Origin of the sequence: Hymenobacter metallilatus, from assembly GCF_003944705.1 — a bacterium.
Taxonomy (GTDB): Bacteria; Bacteroidota; Bacteroidia; order Cytophagales; family Hymenobacteraceae; genus Hymenobacter; species Hymenobacter metallilatus.
On the sequence record NZ_RWIS01000001.1, the window covers coordinates 406,388 to 422,227 of the forward strand.

Annotated in this window: 17 protein-coding genes; 6 read left to right on the top strand and 11 right to left on the bottom strand. The window is 59.0% G+C overall.

Annotated features, from left to right (window positions below; translation table 11 throughout):
• Window positions 1-54 precede the first annotated feature (54 nt).
• Window positions 55-1,023, top strand: coding sequence for a YihY/virulence factor BrkB family protein (locus EI290_RS01615; protein WP_125425966.1), 969 nt, complete (start codon window positions 55-57; stop codon window positions 1,021-1,023).
• 83 nt (window positions 1,024-1,106) lie between these two features.
• On the opposite strand, the gene EI290_RS01620 is transcribed toward EI290_RS01615, so the two are convergent.
• The gene (locus tag EI290_RS01620) at window positions 1,107-1,700 is read right to left on the bottom strand and encodes a DUF3575 domain-containing protein (protein WP_125425969.1); all 594 of its coding nucleotides are present in this window, start codon (window positions 1,698-1,700) and stop codon (window positions 1,107-1,109) included.
• An 85-nt stretch (window positions 1,701-1,785) separates the two neighbouring features.
• The gene (locus EI290_RS01625) at window positions 1,786-2,406 is read right to left on the bottom strand and encodes a DUF3575 domain-containing protein (protein ID WP_125425972.1); all 621 of its coding nucleotides are present in this window, start codon (window positions 2,404-2,406) and stop codon (window positions 1,786-1,788) included.
• 199 nt (window positions 2,407-2,605) lie between these two features.
• On the opposite strand from EI290_RS01625, the gene EI290_RS01630 reads away from it, so the two are divergent.
• A complete protein-coding gene (locus EI290_RS01630) occupies window positions 2,606-3,292 on the top strand; it encodes a hypothetical protein (protein ID WP_125425975.1) in 687 nt (228 codons plus the stop codon).
• 89 nt (window positions 3,293-3,381) lie between these two features.
• On the opposite strand, the gene rlmN is transcribed toward EI290_RS01630, so the two are convergent.
• Both rlmN and EI290_RS01640 read right to left on the bottom strand, forming a co-directional pair.
• A complete protein-coding gene (gene rlmN / locus EI290_RS01635; RefSeq protein WP_394343522.1) occupies window positions 3,382-4,449 on the bottom strand; it encodes a 23S rRNA (adenine(2503)-C(2))-methyltransferase RlmN in 1,068 nt (355 codons plus the stop codon).
• 268 nt (window positions 4,450-4,717) lie between these two features.
• Window positions 4,718-5,146, bottom strand: a complete 429-nt coding sequence (locus tag EI290_RS01640) for a thioesterase family protein (RefSeq protein ID WP_125425981.1) — start codon at window positions 5,144-5,146, stop codon at window positions 4,718-4,720.
• 136 nt (window positions 5,147-5,282) lie between these two features.
• On the opposite strand from EI290_RS01640, the gene mnmD reads away from it, so the two are divergent.
• The 4 genes from mnmD to EI290_RS22290 all read left to right on the top strand — a co-directional run bounded on the left by mnmD (window position 5,283) and on the right by EI290_RS22290 (window position 8,344).
• Window positions 5,283-5,972 carry a tRNA (5-methylaminomethyl-2-thiouridine)(34)-methyltransferase MnmD gene (gene mnmD, locus EI290_RS01645; RefSeq protein ID WP_246008818.1) on the top strand — a complete coding sequence of 230 codons (690 nt, stop codon included), beginning with the start codon at window positions 5,283-5,285 and terminating at the stop codon, window positions 5,970-5,972.
• Window positions 5,973-6,292: 320 nt separating this feature from the next.
• Window positions 6,293-7,513: a DUF2157 domain-containing protein gene (locus tag EI290_RS01650; RefSeq protein WP_125425984.1), complete on the top strand. Its 1,221-nt coding sequence runs from the start codon at window positions 6,293-6,295 to the stop codon at window positions 7,511-7,513.
• Window positions 7,510-8,070 carry a GDYXXLXY domain-containing protein gene (locus EI290_RS01655; RefSeq protein ID WP_125425987.1) on the top strand — a complete coding sequence of 187 codons (561 nt, stop codon included), beginning with the start codon at window positions 7,510-7,512 and terminating at the stop codon, window positions 8,068-8,070. The genes EI290_RS01650 and EI290_RS01655 overlap by 4 nt, the downstream gene beginning before the upstream one ends.
• A gap of 127 nt (window positions 8,071-8,197) precedes the next feature.
• On the top strand, window positions 8,198-8,344 hold the full coding sequence (locus EI290_RS22290) for a hypothetical protein (RefSeq protein WP_185816795.1): 147 nt from the start codon (window positions 8,198-8,200) through the stop codon (window positions 8,342-8,344).
• Window positions 8,345-8,428: 84 nt separating this feature from the next.
• On the opposite strand, the gene EI290_RS01660 is transcribed toward EI290_RS22290, so the two are convergent.
• The 7 genes from EI290_RS01660 to rimO form a co-directional block, all read right to left on the bottom strand.
• Complete coding sequence (locus tag EI290_RS01660) at window positions 8,429-8,935, bottom strand: ExbD/TolR family protein (RefSeq protein ID WP_125425990.1); 507 nt, start codon at window positions 8,933-8,935, stop codon at window positions 8,429-8,431.
• Window positions 8,936-9,012: 77 nt separating this feature from the next.
• The gene (locus EI290_RS01665; RefSeq protein WP_185816796.1) at window positions 9,013-9,501 is read right to left on the bottom strand and encodes an ExbD/TolR family protein; all 489 of its coding nucleotides are present in this window, start codon (window positions 9,499-9,501) and stop codon (window positions 9,013-9,015) included.
• Window positions 9,502-9,553: 52 nt separating this feature from the next.
• On the bottom strand, window positions 9,554-10,126 hold the full coding sequence (locus tag EI290_RS01670; protein ID WP_125425995.1) for a 5-formyltetrahydrofolate cyclo-ligase: 573 nt from the start codon (window positions 10,124-10,126) through the stop codon (window positions 9,554-9,556).
• On the bottom strand, window positions 10,123-11,076 hold the full coding sequence (locus EI290_RS01675) for a hypothetical protein (protein ID WP_125425998.1): 954 nt from the start codon (window positions 11,074-11,076) through the stop codon (window positions 10,123-10,125). The genes EI290_RS01670 and EI290_RS01675 overlap by 4 nt, the downstream gene beginning before the upstream one ends.
• Window positions 11,077-11,181: 105 nt before the next feature.
• Window positions 11,182-12,090 (bottom strand): carboxypeptidase-like regulatory domain-containing protein, encoded by a 909-nt coding sequence (locus tag EI290_RS01680; RefSeq protein ID WP_125426001.1) that lies wholly within the window; start codon window positions 12,088-12,090, stop codon window positions 11,182-11,184.
• A gap of 217 nt (window positions 12,091-12,307) precedes the next feature.
• Window positions 12,308-13,900 (bottom strand): bacillithiol biosynthesis cysteine-adding enzyme BshC, encoded by a 1,593-nt coding sequence (gene bshC, locus EI290_RS01685; RefSeq protein ID WP_125426004.1) that lies wholly within the window; start codon window positions 13,898-13,900, stop codon window positions 12,308-12,310.
• A 277-nt stretch (window positions 13,901-14,177) separates the two neighbouring features.
• Window positions 14,178-15,491: a 30S ribosomal protein S12 methylthiotransferase RimO gene (rimO, locus tag EI290_RS01690; protein ID WP_125426007.1), complete on the bottom strand. Its 1,314-nt coding sequence runs from the start codon at window positions 15,489-15,491 to the stop codon at window positions 14,178-14,180.
• Window positions 15,492-15,840 lie beyond the last annotated feature (349 nt).

The window sequence follows — 15,840 nt, forward strand, 5'->3', positions numbered from 1 at the left end:
CGCTGGCTTCGCCCCGTACTACCGGCTACGCATCCCCTCTGTACCTGCTCCTTCATGGCTACGCACTATAAGTTTTCCGACGTCCTGAGCATCCTCAAAACCACGGCCAGCGAGTTCATGGTGAACAACTCCTTTCGCCACGCTGCGGCCCTCTCCTACTACACCATCTTCTCGCTGCCTCCGCTGCTTATCATCGTTATTACGGCGGCCAGCGCGGTGTTCGGCACTGAGGCCATTACCGGTGAGGTATTCACGCAGATGAAGGGCTTGGTAGGGACTGATGCGGCCAAATTCATGCAGGATAGCATCAATGAGTTCAACAAGCAGGAACGGAGTGGATTTGCCGCCGTTATCGGGGTCGGAACCCTGATTTTTGCTGCCACCACGTTTTTTGTAACGCTCCAGGAAAGTATCAACGACATCTGGAACCTGAAGGTGAAGCCCCGCAATGGCGTCTGGCAGTTTGTGCGCGACCGGCTCCTGTCCTTTGGGCTGATATTAAGCGTGGCCCTGTTGCTGCTTATCTCCTTTGTTATCAGCGCCCTGCTAAGTGTATTTACTGGCTACCTGCAGCGGCTCATGCCCGAAATAACGGTGGTTCTGCTTCGCCTCATCGATGTCAGCTTGTCCCTCTTCATTACCAGCCTGCTGTTTGCCCTCATCTACCGGTTTCTGCCCGATGCCGTTATTCGGTGGCGGGATGTGGGGGTGGGCGCATTTATCACGGCCGCCCTGTTCATGATTGGCAAGTATCTTATTGCCTTCTACATTGCGCAGGCCAATCCAGGCTCCACGTTTGGGGCAGCCGGCTCAGCCATTATTCTGCTGGTATGGGTAAACTATTCGGCACTCATCATCTTTTTCGGGGCCGAATTCACCCAGGAATTTGCCGATGCCTTTGGCCAGAAGGTACAGCCTAAAGCCCACGCCGTACGCATTGAAACCCGCGAAGTACCGGAAGGCGAAACCAAGGAGGAAATAACCACTGGCCGCCCCCGGGCCCAGGGTCGCTGGAGAAGCTAACTCCCAGCCTACCTATCACGCACAAGCGCCTGCTTCCTCTGGAGAAAACAGGCGCTTGTGCGTGCTGGGCAGACTGAAAGCTGCTAGAAAGCAATACCGAAGGTAGCTCCTGCCCGGATGCCAAAACCATCAAAAGGCCCCGGATCAAAATTATCCGACCCCGTGGAGGAGCTTTTCATCGTAACGGAGCCCCCATTGTACGAAGGGCCTAAAAACAGATCCAGCGCGAAACGCTCCTTGAAAATCCACTGACGGCCTACCACTATACCCCCGCCAAACGTGTTCAGAGAGGCTTCTTCGGTTTGAGTGGTCGTATAGGCATTACCATTGGAATCGTACGTAACATCCTCGTAGGTATCCTTGAGCGTCAGGTTTTGATAGCGCAGAAATGGCCCCACATAAAACCCTTCCGGAGCCGTTGAACGCTCCGACAGATAAAAGCGGTACTCTGGCGTAAGAGCAAAGCCGGATACTTTGGTGCTGTTGCCATCTATTTTCCAGCTGGTGAACAAGGCACCCAGTTGCAGGCTGCTATTGTCGGTCAGCTTATGCTCGTAAAAGAACGAGCCGGTTTTCACCAGAGGGCTAAAAATATTGACTTTCACTACGTTATTCTGCGCCAGGGCAGAAGTAGCGGAGGCAGCTACAAGCGTAGCAGCGAGTAGGATTTTTTTCATAGGGTATGAAGAGAGAAATATTGGGAGCAAAGGTATGAGCCAACGGGCGGGACAGTGGAGGCCTCACATGCTGGTTACAGAGTTGCTAGAAAGCAATACCGAAGGTAACGGCCCCCCGGATGCCGTAGTTATTGCCTTCGTAAAAGCCCAGGAAGCTATCCTTGTCCACGTTCGGGTCGTTGGATGTAACACCGGAAACCATGTAGGACGGCCCCAGCAGGGCGTCCAGGGAAAACCGCTGCTTGAAAATCCAATGGCGGCCAACAACTACCCCGCCGCCGAAGGCATTCAACGATGCGTCGGCGTTGCGGTAGGTGACAGTATTTGTAATAGGGTCGTAGCTGGAGTACTGTCCCGACTGGTTGAGGTGCTGGTAGCGCAGAAAGGGCGCCACGTAAAAGCCTTCCATGGCCGGATGCTTTTCCGACAGGTAGAACCGGTATTCCGGGATAATACCAAACCCCGACGTTTTACGCCCTTCGTAGGAGCTACCGAAATCATAGCCATCCTCCCGGTAGTTGGCCGTGAGCGAAATGCCCAGCTGAAAGCTGCTCGATTCCGTGAGCTTATGCTCGTAGGATAGGGCGGCCGTGTTTACAATGGGCTGAAAAATATCCAGCTTGAGCACATTGGACTGGGCCTGCACCCGGCCAAAGGCCAGCAGCGGGGCCGCTACCAGCAGAGTACGTGTAAGAAACGAAGGCATAGGGGAATGAGAACTAAAACGGATGATAAAAGCTGGGCGGCGAAAAGCAGCCAATAGCAAGAGTATAGAGCCGTTAAGATGGTTGCTAGGTCACCGCAAACTTCTATAAAATAGTTTGAATATCCAGTACACTATTAAAGATTGTTAGCCGGCCAGCCGCGCTGTTTGTTCGCACTGCCCAGCCACCTATCTTTAGGCTATGAAAAACTGGATTATTCGTGTTGTATTGTTGCTGAGTGTAAGTAGCACTGCTTTCCGGGGCCTGGCCCAAACTGCGGCAGCTGATAGTGTCTCGGAGCAGAAGATGGTGCAGCGTATTTCGGCCAGCATGTGTACGCAGCTGCAGCAGGAAAACAAGAAGAAGGCCCTGGCCAGCCTTACCAAGGAGGAGGCCACCCAGCTGTTCAGCAAGCTGCTGATGGCCAGCGCCGCCAACGAGCCCGAGCTACTGGCCCGCTTCACCCAAGACCCCACCAATGCCCGAGCTTATGGAGAGAAGCTGGGCCGGAAAATTGGCCTGCAAATGGGGCAGGAGTGTGAAGTCAGCCGGCCCCTGTTTGCGGCAATGAGCGGCCAGGGCAGCGCCCAGTTCAAACCCGCCGGCACCGATGAAACCAAGCTGGTGAATAGCCTGGCCACAGAATTCTGCGCCAGCATTACGCCCCGCCAGAAGGAGCTGAAAGCACTGCCCCAGGAAAAGCGGCTGAAAGTGGTATCGGAGCAGCTGGAAACCAGCTTCAAGGCCCACGCCAGCGAGATTGAGCAGGTCTATGGCCCTAACGCTATGAGCGACAGTGACAAACTGCGTAGCCTGGGCTCCAAGGTAGGCTACCAGTCGGCGCAGCAGTGCCCGGTTATTATGCAGGTACTCATGGACGCCAAGTAACCCCACAGTCCGTCATCACACGCGCCACGGCCCGCCACTCTGTATGAATGGCGGGCCGTGGCGCGTGTGGTGACGGCGCAAAACCCGGGCTAGGCTTCCTGGGGCTTTTCCTTAACGGCCAGCTGCCCGCAGGCCGCGTCAATGTCTTTACCCCGGGAGCGGCGCACATTGGTTTGCACCCCCCTATCGGCCAGATACTTATGAAAAGCCAGTAGCTTATCGTCAGCCGTGTTTACATAATCGGCGTTTTCGATGGGGTTGTACTCGATGAGGTTCACCTTGCACGGTATCCACTTCGAAATCTGGAACAGCTCTTCGGCATCCTGCAGCGTGTCGTTAAAGCTCTCGAACACGATGTACTCGTAAGTGACTTTGCGCCCTGTTACCTGGTGATAGTGCTTGAGCGCATCTTTCAGCGAAGCCAGGGAGTTGGCCTCGTTGATGGGCATAATTTCGTTGCGCTTGGCGTCGTTGGGGGCGTGCAGCGAAAGGGCCAGGTTGGCCTTCACCCCGTCGTCGGCCAGCTTTTTGATCATCTTGGCAATGCCGGCGGTGCTCACCGTAATGCGGCGCGGGGCCATGTTCAGGCCATCGGGGGCGGTGATGCGCTCAATGCTTTTCACCACGTTGGCATAATTGAGCAGCGGCTCACCCATGCCCATGTACACGATGTTGGTGAGCGGGGTGCCGTACTGGGCCTCACACTGCTCCCGGATGCGTACCACCTGGTCGTAGATTTCAGCCGCCTCCAGGTTGCGCTTACGCTCCATGTAGCCAGTGGCGCAGAACTTACAGGTAAGCGAGCAGCCCACCTGCGAGCTGATGCAAGCCGTCATGCGCGTGTCATGCGGGATGAGCACACCTTCCACGATGTTGCCATCGTACAGGCGGAAAGCCGACTTAATGGTCCCGTCGTTGCTGAGCTGCGAGTTCTGCACCTGTACGCCATTGATAACGAAGTGCCGGGCCAGCAGCTCGCGCGTACTCAGGCTGATGTTGTTCATTTCCTCGAAGGAGCCGGCCGTATTCTTCCACAGCCACTCCAGCACCTGCTTGGCGCGGAAGGGCTTTTCGCCGTGCTCTACCATAAAGGCCTTAAGCTCGTCGGGGCTGAGTTTACGGATGTCGCGCTTGGAAACTACGGGCAAATCAATCATCATACTGCAAAGATACAACACCAGCCGCCGAAGCCCTACGCTTCTGGCCAGGAACGTGCCTCAACCCGCTGATAATGAAAAAAGTGCCGATTGATGCACCGGTTTTCGTGCAATGGCCATTCAATGAGCTGGCTGTTACGGTGCCGCTGTTATCCTGAGCGCAGCGAAGGACCTTATCCTATTGAAGGGCAAACGCGGCAACGGAATAAGGTCCTTCGCTGCGCTCAGGATGACAGTTTTTTTCTCAACTTACCCTATCACCGCCACACTACTCCCCCCGCAGGTGGGCGGCGTACTCCTCCGGTAGCGGCAGGAGCTTGCGGGTAGTATAATCGAAGCAGAGCATACCGGTTTTGGCGCGGGCAATTTCGCGGCCGTGCTGATTGTGCACCCAGTACACCACATCGAAGCCGTATTTACTGAGGTCGGCGGCCCCCAGTTGGATGCGAAGCGTGTCGCCGTAAAACCCTTCGCCCTTGTACTCTATGGCCACATCGGCCATAATGTGACCCTGGCCGGTGGTGGGGTTGTACTCGGGGTAACCCAGGTGCTGCAGCAGCTGAACCCGGGCCTCGTGCAGCAGGCCCAGCAAGGCGTGGTTGCCCAGGTGGTTGCCGTAGTTAAGGTCGGTGATGCGCACGGGCATCTCCACAGTCAGCAGAAAGGTATCGGGTAGGGAAATCCGGATGCGAGCCATAGGCCGGCAAGGTACGCACGGGGGTGAAGTAGAGCCCCAACACCTCGGGTTTTAGCCCGGATTGCCGTATATTGGGCTACGGCATTCACTCCATTCTGGGTACTGGCTGCCGATTCCGGTTTTTTCGCTCCTGTCTATGATTTCGATGCCCCACGTGGAAGTGCGTGCTACCGCCGATGGTTCCAGCACCCTGTTCGTGCCTGCTCTCAATGAGCACTACCACAGCACCCACGGCGCGCTGCAGGAAGCCCGGCACGTATATCTGGCCGCCGGCCTGGAGCACGCGCTGGCGGCGGCCACAGAACCCGTGTGGGTGCTGGAAATAGGCTTTGGCACGGGCCTCAACGCCTTGCTTACCCTGGAGCGCGCCACCACCGCCGGGCAGCCGGTGTTTTACGATACCATCGAGAAGTACCCCTTGCCCTGGTCAGTGGTAGGGCAGCTGGGCACCGAAAACTACTTCCACCACCCTGAGCTACTTGACTATCAGCAGCAGCTGCACGCCTCTACCTGGGGGCGGCCGGTAGCCCTTACTCCCCAGTTTGTGCTGCTGAAGCTGGCGGGCGAGCTGCAAACCACTCTTCTGCCCAACGACACGTACCACGTCATCTACTTCGACGCCTTTGCTCCGGAAAAGCAGCCTGATATGTGGACCGACGAGGTATTCCGGCAGCTGTACGCGGCTACGGCTCCGGGTGGCTGCCTGGTGAGCTACTGCGCCAAGGGCTCGTTTAAGCGAAGCCTGCTGGCGGCCGGCTGGCTGGTGGAGAAAATCCCCGGCCCGCCCGGCAAGCGGGAAATGACCCGCGCCTGGAAACGAGGATAAGCGGGTTACCTATAACCATGTACCTGTATGCCCATCCGAAAGCCCATATCCGTCATAGCGTGCCCGAAGTGTAACTGGCAGCCCAGTGGTCAAGCGGAGTGGCAGTGCAGCTGCGGCCACATCTGGGACACGTTTGCCACGGCCGGCAAGTGCCCGGTTTGCCAGCAGCAGTGGCAGGATACGCAATGCCTGGGCTGTTTCTGTACTTCCGCCCATGCCGCGTGGTACCGTAACATAGCGGCAACGGATACCCTGTACGTATTCAACCCTAACTGAGCGAAACGGCATTTCCGCGCCTTCCTGCGTAAGTTGCTTCAGTTATGAGTCGCAAACTACTGGAAACTGAAGGGCCGGCCTGGGTGCAGCGGGGCATTATTACGGAGCAGCAGCGCGAGCAGCTGCTGGCCCTGTACCCCACCGATACCACTGCTATTGGCCTGTTGCCCCTGCTGGGCAGCCTGCTGGTGGGCCTGAGTGCGCTGAGCGTGGTAGCCGCCAACTGGCAGGGGCTGCCGGAGCTGGTGCGGCTGGGGTTGCTGCTGGGCGCTTTGTGCGCCGCCTATGCCGGGGGCGAGTATTTCCGGCGGCGAGGCAACCTGAGCCTGGGCATGGCGCTGGTGGCGCTGGGTCTTATCCTGTTCGGAGCCAGCATTGTACTCACCAGTCAGCTCTACCAGCTTATTGGTTACGACCTGACGGGGCTGCTGGCCTGGGCCGTAGCCGGTATGGGCCTGACGTGGCTCTACCGCAGCCGCCTGCTGTTTCTGCTTACGGCCGTTATCAGCGGTATTGTACAGGGTTATAACACCGGGCAGCTGGGCGCGTTCAGCTACCTCACGGCCCTGGGCACGGCGCTGGGCCTGGGCTACTACTGGTGGCGCCGGCCCGATGCCCTGCTGGGTGGGGTGCTGGCTACCGGGCTGCTGTGGCAGGCAGCCCTGCTCATCAACTTTTTGCACGTCAAAATTACCTGGTTCATTATTCCGGCCATGCTGGTGTACACGCTGGGCGACTGGCAGCCCGACCGGCCGGCGGGCCGGGCCCTGCAGGGGCCGCCGCTGGTGGCCGCGTTTTTGTTTACGCTGGGGCTGGCGCTGTTCGGGGAGTCCGATGTATATGCCGGGCAGCTGCGGGCTCCCTTGGTGCCCTATCTGGTGGCCTTGGCGGCCGTGGCCGTACTGTCGGGGGTGGGCAAGCAGCAACGGGGTCGCCTCGGCAGCCTCACCGATTGGCTGTTGCTGCTGCCAGGGTTCTACTTCACTGGGGGGCTCCCGCTGGCCGTAGCAACGCTGCTGGTACTGTATGCCTACTCGGGAGCCGTGCTGCTGCGGGCCCATCAGGAGCAGAACCAGGACCGGGTGACGCTGAGCACCGTGCTATTTATCCTGACCACGGCTGTGGCGTATTTCAAGCTGACCTGGGGTTTCATGGATAAGTCGTTGTTTTTCCTGCTAGGGGGGCTACTGCTGTTCGGGCTGAGCTGGCTGCTACGCCGCCGGGCTGCCCGCACGTTTTCCGGTTCTTCCACTCCTCGCCCATGACCATTGAAGCAACATCTGCCCCGGTCCGGCCCGCTATGGTGGAGCCCCGGCAGCGCCGCTGGCTGCAGTGGCTGGTAGCAGCGCAGGTGCTGTTTGTGCTGGGAGTAGCCGTGGCCGGCTATGCTACGGCCGCCCTGGGCCGTACTCTCTGGCTCAGTACCCAGCCCGTGGACCCGCGCGACCTGCTGTACGGCGACTACCTGAACCTGCGCTACCAGATTAATGAGCTACCGGGCGGGCTGTGGCGGGGCAGCACCCCGCCCCGGCGGCAGCAGGCAGCCTACGTGCTGCTGACTCCCCGCCCCAATGGCACCTTCGAAGCCATCGGCATTTTTCCGGAGCGCCCCGCCACCAGTGGGCAGCAGGCAGTACTACGGGGCTCGGTGCAGGCCATCTGGCGGCGGGGGCTACGCCTGCGCTACGGCCTGGAGCGGTATTACGTGCCCGAAACCATGAGCCGCAAGCTCAGCCGCCGGCAGCCCCTGCGGGTACAGATCAGCGTGGCGCCCTGGGGGCAGGCCCGTATCACCGGCCTCGATACCACGGCTCGGCGCTAGCCTCAACCGTACTGGCAGACACGTAGTTTTTCCGCGGGCTTATAGTATCTTGCCGCTAGTACCCCGCTCTGATCCTACTGCTTACTACCCTATTGCGTGTTGTTTTATTCACCTACCCCTTTACTGTATGAAAGTCACTCTGTCGTCCTTGTCCGAGGTATTGGCGGCTCAACGCCGTGCTTCCCACCCTGTCAACCCACGTAAGAAGGCCAGCCACCGCCCTGCTGCGGCTACTGCCGCTCCGCTGCCCGACAACACAACCGCTGTAAAATAACGCGCCGCCTGCTATTCCGGATAGCAGGCGGCGTTTACTATGCACCCTACGTCAAGGAGCAGGCAACAAAGCAGCATGATGATGTTACTGGACGGGCGCCAACAGTGCTTTATCGGTGGGGGTAAGATCAACCAGGGCATATTTTCTGGTGTCGGTGATGTTCATTTCATCCAGCGCATCCACCATGCTTTGGTAAGCTGCTTTATCAGAAGCCTTGATAAGCACAGTACCCGGAGTAGCCTGCCGGAAAGCCAGCAGAACGCGGCGCAGACCATCGACGGCAAATGAGGTAGTGTGTAGCTTGGCCGGCTCACTGGCGGTATTTACGCCGTAGAAGTAATGCACCTGATGCTTCTCTCCCAGTAGCACCGTCAGGGCTTTGGAGGCGGGCACCGGCGACGTATCGGGGCCTTTGGCTGGCATGGCCACTTCCATTACTGTGGGTTTGCTGAAGGTAGTAGTCAGCATGAAAAAGGTCAGCAGCAGAAAAGCCAGGTCTACCATCGGGGTCATATCGAGGCGGAAGGCATGTTTTTTGGCGCGGGGCTTGGTACCACGGGCGGCGGGGGCGGCAGTCTGGAGGTCGGCCATAACGGAACTGGGGTTAGGTGAATACGGTTGCATCCAGGCAACGCCCCAGGTACACGCCCTAGTGTAGTGCGCCGGCATTATCTAACCTGGGCCAACAGCTGCTTATCCGTGGCCGTCATATCTACCAGCCCGTAGCGGCGGGTATCCGTAATGCGCATTTCGTCCAGCACATCCACCATACCTCGATAGGAGGCCTCATCGGAGGTTTTGATAAGAACAAAGGGGCAGGACTCTTTGCGAAAAGCCAGCAGAACCTGCCGCAACCCCTCACTGCCAAGCGTGGTTTCGTGGAGCGGGTCGTTGGTGAAGGCAGGACTCATACCCCAGTAATAAAATACCCGGTTATTAGCTCCTACCAGCACGGTAAGCGCATTGCCGCAACACCTACTTACTAACTCGTCCGTTGGCTTTGGCTTTACGGGCATGGTCAGCTCCATGAGGGTAGGCTTGGCAGCGGTAGTAACCAGCATAAAAAACGTCACCAGCAAAAAACCAATGCCTGCCATGGGCGTCATATCGGGCTGCAAACTACGGCGAGTGGGGCCGGTACGGAAGGATAATTTCACCTGCTTTAGGGGGGTGTCAAGGCTAGCTGATGATACTCTATGATTTAATATATTAAAACCACCACACCTGCTCCGGCGTGAGGCAGGCGTGCAGCGGCACATCACCCGCCCAGGCATCCTGGATACGCGCAACCGGCGGCTCCAGACTCACGCCAATGCGCAGGATATCGGGCCGGCAATCGGCCAGAAACCGGTCGTAGAAGCCTTTGCCGTAGCCCACGCGCTGGCCGGTTTCATCGAAGGCCAACAGCGGAATCAGCACGGCATCCAGCTGCGCGGGCTGCACTTCGGCGGCACCCACCGGCTCCGGAATGCCCCAGCGGTTTGTTGCCAGCGCTGTTTCAGGCGTAAGGTGGAAGTGGCGGAGCGAGTGGCCATCGGGCTGAACCACGGGCACGGCCAGCTGCAGGAGTGGCTGCTGCGCCCACAGCCCCCGGATCAGGGGCCAGGTATCGGGCTCGTGCTGCTGCGGAATGGGCAGAAACAGGTGCAGCCACCGCCACGCCGGCACCGGCAGCCCTGCCTGTAACTGCGCCCACAGCGCGGCGCTGCGCCGGGCCACTTCGGCTTCGGGCAGGGCGCGGCGGCGGGCCAGGGCTTCGCGGCGGAGGTTGGCTTTGGTCATGGGCGGCAGGCCAGTGACGACTGGAAAGCTTTCATCGCTGCTGCGCTACTAGTGTCAATACCGAAGTAGTCCCACGGATACGGTGAATAATGTCCATTCAGCGCCGTTAGTGTGGAATTGCGCTTTTCCCGCTCACCTGCCAAGTGGTACAGGTACGCCAAATTATTGTTGGCATAGATGGATACCAACGTACCATCAACTGGCAGCGGCGGCTGAGCCAGCACCTCTTTCAGCAGCGACTCATACATCGGATGCCACCGTTGCAAAGCAGACGATTCATCTTCCAGATTAGCGTCACTGTACATTTCTACCAGAAACATCAGCCAAAGTGCGTAGCGCAGCGCCCCATCCTGCACCGACTGAATGTAGCCCACCAACTCTTCCTCACTACCCAGCCATTTGGGCGAGGACAGCTTGAAAACGTGGTGGTGGGCCCAGAATTTCCGCGCATCCACGGCAACGCTTTGGTGAAAGGCCGCCATAGCGCGGTCTGGTTCATTCAGGCCCATTTCCACGCGGATCAGTCGGGCGCGGGCTTCGCCCAGAAACGCCGGAGTTGCAAACGTGCCGCCCAGCAACACCCGCGCCAGCAGCAAGTAGTGTTCAAACCCTTCCATCTGAGACTTTGACACATCCTTAGCCAGCAGGCCGGAGCGGGCCTGCCAGGCCTGGTAGAGGTGCCAGGCACCCAGCACCAGCCGGGCAAACTCCTGCTCTTTCTGCTTGCCCAACGGCAGAATCTGCTTGTTGAACCGATCCGTCAGGCAGATGCCGTCCAGCAAGCGGGAAAGCTCGTCCGAGCTTAGCGCCCGGGCTAGCTGCTCTAGCTGCTCCCACTTCTCGTCCTTAACTAACGGAACAACCTGCCGGGCATTCAGCAGACCAAACGATAAATCACGCGCAGCACCGGCACCGGAGGAGGAAAAAAGGGAGAGTATTCGGGAAAACATGCTGAATCAGGATAGCAACGACTAAGGGCTAGGTAGTAAGTCAAATATACAGACTCCACCAATCTGCCTGTCGTTTTGGACCTGACGCTCGTAAACAGACAACCGTTAGTCCAACGCCGTCACATAAAAGCCTACTCGGGGCTGCATCCCGGCCAGGGCCGCCCCTAGGGAAGGTTTTTCCCAGTAATCCTGACTGGTTTTACGGAAGTACAGGTCGCCTTTACCGTAACCCAGGGCGCTGGAGAAGGCCAGGCTTTTACTTACCTGCTCCACCTCTCCGCCGCCAACCCACTCCAGCGTCAACAGAAAATCCTCGTCCACCACCAACTGGTCCGGGGTCAGGTCCACAGTGAGCGGGGCGTTGGGGCTGGTGCGGTCGGCGGTGTTCACCAGCAGATTTCGGTTCAGTAGCTTCTCCTCTGATGGGCGGCCATCGGGCCGCAGCCGGTACAGGTTTACCCGAAACCGCAAGGTATCGGACTGCTGGTACAGCACGTTGAAATGGGCCGTCAGCAGCTTGGTGGGTTTGTGTTTGATAGAAACGACCATACCCATTTCGGCTCCCAGATGCTCGGCTTTGAGCTTGGCAATGATAGAATGGGAGGTACTGGTACAACCTAGCGTGCGGCGGCGCTTGTACAGCCCTGGGGCCTGCACCCGCACACCGGTCAGCGGCACGGCCACGGCCGTCAGCACGCGGTTGGGCTGCGCCACCAGCTCGCGCAGCAGCACCCGTTGCGGCCGGTAGCCCAGGCTAGACAGGTACACCGTATCGGCCAGGTTGGCCGGCGTATACGCCAACTGGTAGCGGCCGTGCTCGTCGGTTACGGTGCCTACCGTTTTGCCCGGAATGCCCAGGTTGGCGTAGGGTACCGGGCCGGCCGCGGGGCTGGCAGTGATAGTGCCGGTCAGCGTCTGGCCGGTGGCCGCCAGGGGCAGCAGGCCCGCCAGCAGCCCACCAGCCACCTTCCGCAGCCAGGAAATAGAAAAACAGAAACGCCGGGTAGCCGCCATCAGGAATAAGGAGTGGGTGAAGAGTAGAACAACTCTCCCCCAGAGCCCTGCGGGTAGCCGATGGTTGCCTTCCCGGCTTATTTGAAACAGTTATGCTGCGCTTGCCGAAGCAGCTCTACCGAGGCTAATCAACAAGTTAGCATTGCGGTAGAGATGCTTCGGCAAGCGCAGCATGACGTTCTTTAGTGACTTTCCGACAAGCTGAAGCTGTTGCTGCTTACTCCTCTTCCAGCACGGTAAACTCCAGGGCCAGCGGGTCGAAGGCGTCCAGCAGCTGGTTAATGAACTGCGGGTTGTTGATGAGGATGCTTAGCACGTTGTCTTCCCGCTCCTGCAGGTGGCCGTTGGGCATCAGCTTGTCTTTGAGGGCCGTGAGTTGGGTATAGGCGGTTTCGTGCTTGGCTTCGGCGGCTTTGCTCAGGCGCTTTTCCAGGCCCTGCACAATGCCGGCCACCTTTTGCTGCTCAGCCGCCACCGTTTTTACCAGCGTGGGGTCGAGGCGCTGGGCTAGGTCGGCCATCTGCTGGAAGGCGGCAGCCAGCTGTTGCTGCTGCTGTTGCAGGCTCACTTCCTCCTGCCCCAGCGTAGCGCCCACCTGCTTTTTCAGCTCGGGCAGCGGCCGGAAGATGTCCAGCGAGGTGAGGCCCAGCTTACGCAGCTTGCCGGCGTTGGCCTTGCCCACATACTGGGCCGAGTTGCGGGGCAGCAGAATGGGAAACGGCACCTGGTTCTGCTCAAACACGCCTTTCAGCTGGAACCAGTAGGCCACCTCGGCCCCGCCCCCGATATAGCAGAGGTTGGGCAGCAGCAGCTCTTGGTACAGGGGCCGCAGCACTACGTTGGGGCTGAATTGCTCGGGGTGCTCCTGGGCCAGCGCCAGCAATTCCTGCTGGGTGTGGCAGCGGCCGGTATTGCGCACCGTAATCTGCACGCAGTCCTGGGCCGCGTCGTACTCCAGCCGCTCCCGCTTGCCGCCGTCGGTGAGGAAAAACAGGTTGAGGGGGCGCGAGTACACCTGGGGTTTGTAGCCGGCGGCTTCGAGGCGGGCGTTGGCCGCCTGCACGGCCTGGTTGGAGGCCTGGGCCTGAATTTCCTGCTCCAACACCGGCACCAACGCCTGCTTCAAAGCCGGCACGTCGGCATCCAGGCTCACCAACCCGTACTCGCCAAACAGCGCGTGGGTGAGGCGGCGGGTGGCTTCAGCCAACGTGCTCGACTGCTCGTACGCTTCGCGGAACAGCGCTGGCACGTCGGCGGGCAGCTGGTCGAGCAACTCCTCTTTCAGGCCCGCCAGCGGCAGCCGGCCCACGGGCCCGCCCTGGTCGGCGGCATTCCACTCGTACTTTTTGCCGAACAGGTTCAGGTGGTTGATTTCGGCGAAGTCGTGGTCTTCGGAGGCCATCCAGTACACCGGCACGAAATCGTACTGTGGGTACTGTGCCTTCAGCTGGCGGGCCAGCTTCACGGCCGTTACAATCTTGTAGATGAAGTACAGCGGGCCGGTGAGCAGGTTGAGCTGGTGGCCGGTGGTGATGGTAAACGTCGTATCCTTCGCCAGCAACTCCAGATTGGCCTGCACCGCCGGGTGCACCGTGGGCAGCGCGGCGTACTGCCGGCGCAGCTCGGCGGTGAGCCGCTGCCGGGCCGCGGGCGTGTACTGGGCCTGCTTCTCTTGTATCTGCTCCGCAAAGGCAGCCAGCGTGGGGAAGCGGTGGTAGAAGGGCTGCAGCGCCTCTGCCTGGCCCAAATAATCGGTGAGCAACGAGGAAAACGCGCCGGTTGCGGCGTACGAAAGTGTCGTGACGGACATACGAGAGGGGAAGTATCGGGCTATAACCGGCCAGCGGCCACAAAGTAACTGAGCTTTTTTAGTTGTCAGTTGCTTGTTGTCAGTTGTCAGCTGCTGATCAGGGTTTTAGTTGTTAGTTGCTCGTTATCAGTTGTCAGTTGCTGACTGTGGGTCAGGCCACAAAAAGCAGTAGCTCCCGACGCTCAGCGCATCGGGAGCTACTGGGAAAGTTTATTGCCAATCAGCTATCCGGTCATTCAACCTAACAACCGACAACGAGCAACTAACAACTAAAGCCCTACACCAGCTTGCCGTACAGGTCGAAGTCGGAGGCCTCCGTAATCTGTACCTGGGCGAAGTCGCCGAGGCGCACGTAGGTGTCCTTGGTGGCGGGCACCAGCACCTCGTTGTCCACCTCAGGCGAGTCGTACTGGGTGCGGCCCACGAAGTAGCCGCTTTCCTTGCGGTCAAAAAGCACCTTGTGGGTCTGGCCCACGCGCTCCTCGTTCAACTCCATCGAAATGCCCTGCTGCAACTCCATAATCTGGTCGGCACGGTCCTGCTTCACCTCGGCCGGCACGTCGTCGGGCAGGGTGAAGGAGTGGGTGTTGTCCTCGTGCGAGTAGGTGAAGATGCCCAGGCGGTCGAAGCGGGTTTCCTCCACGAAGCGGTAGAGGTCCTCGAAATCCTGCTGGGTTTCGCCGGGGTGGCCGGCAATGAGCGTGGTGCGCAGGGCAATGCCCGGCACGCGCTGGCGGATGGTATCCACCAGTTCCACCGTGCGGCGCTTGCTGATGCCGCGGCGCATGGTTTTCAGCATGTTATCCGAAATATGCTGCAAAGGCATATCCAGGTACTTGCAGATGTTGTCCCGCTCGTTCATTACGTCCAGCGCGTCCATCGGGAACTGCGAGGGGTAGGCGTACTGCAGCCGGATCCAGTCGATGCCGTTTACGTCGGAGAGGTGGCGCATCAGGTCGGCCAGCTTCCGCTCACCGTAGTGCTGCAGGCCGTAGTAGGTCAGGTCCTGGGCAATCAGAATCAGCTCCTTGGTGCCCATGGAGGCCAGGCGCTTGGCTTCCTTCACCAGGTCCTCAATAGGGCGGTCCATGTGCTTGCCGCGCATCAGCGGGATGGCGCAGAACGAGCAGGGGCGGTTGCAGCCCTCGGCAATTTTGAAGTAGGCATAGTGCTTGGGCGTGGTCAGCAGCCGCTCACCCACCAGCTCGTGCATGTAGTCGGCCTCCAGCGTTTTCATCAGCTGGGGCAGCTCCAGGGTACCAAAAAAGGCATCTACCTGCGGAATTTCCACCTCCAGGTCGTCCTTGTAGCGTTGGGAGAGGCAACCCGTCACATACAGTTTCTCGAGGCGGCCAGCCTCCTTTTCGTCGGCGTAGCGCAGAATGGTGTCGATGCTTTCCTGCTTGGCGTTGTCGATAAAGCCGCAGGTGTTGATGATGACGATGTTGGCGTCGCTCTTGTCGGCCTCGTGCGTCACCTCAAACTGGTTGGCCCGAAGCTGCCCCATCATCACCTCCGAATCGACGAGGTTTTTGGAGCAGCCGAGGGTAATAACGTTGACTTTATTGGCCTGCTGGCTTCTTACTTTCATAGGGAGTAGCACGAAGCTCGGCTTCGCGTATCGGTGAACGGCCGGCCGGGCAATTTCTTAGCACTGAGAAACTTGCCCATTACCGCCCGCGACGAAAAATCGGACCGCAAAGGTACGAAGCCCGCAACGCCTTTTCCTACTGCAGAAGTTTCTTTGATCAACAATTGAGCAACACTGCCATCAGAAATTCAGGCTAGAGCTAGGGCTAGTTCCCCTCCTTGGAAAGGAGGGGCTAGGGGTGGTTGACAGTCATTGAACATCATCTAGCTCTAGTTCTAAAACCGTTCTTACATCCATCAACCACCCCTAGCCCCTCCTTTCCAAGGAGGGGAATTAGTTTATAGCTCTA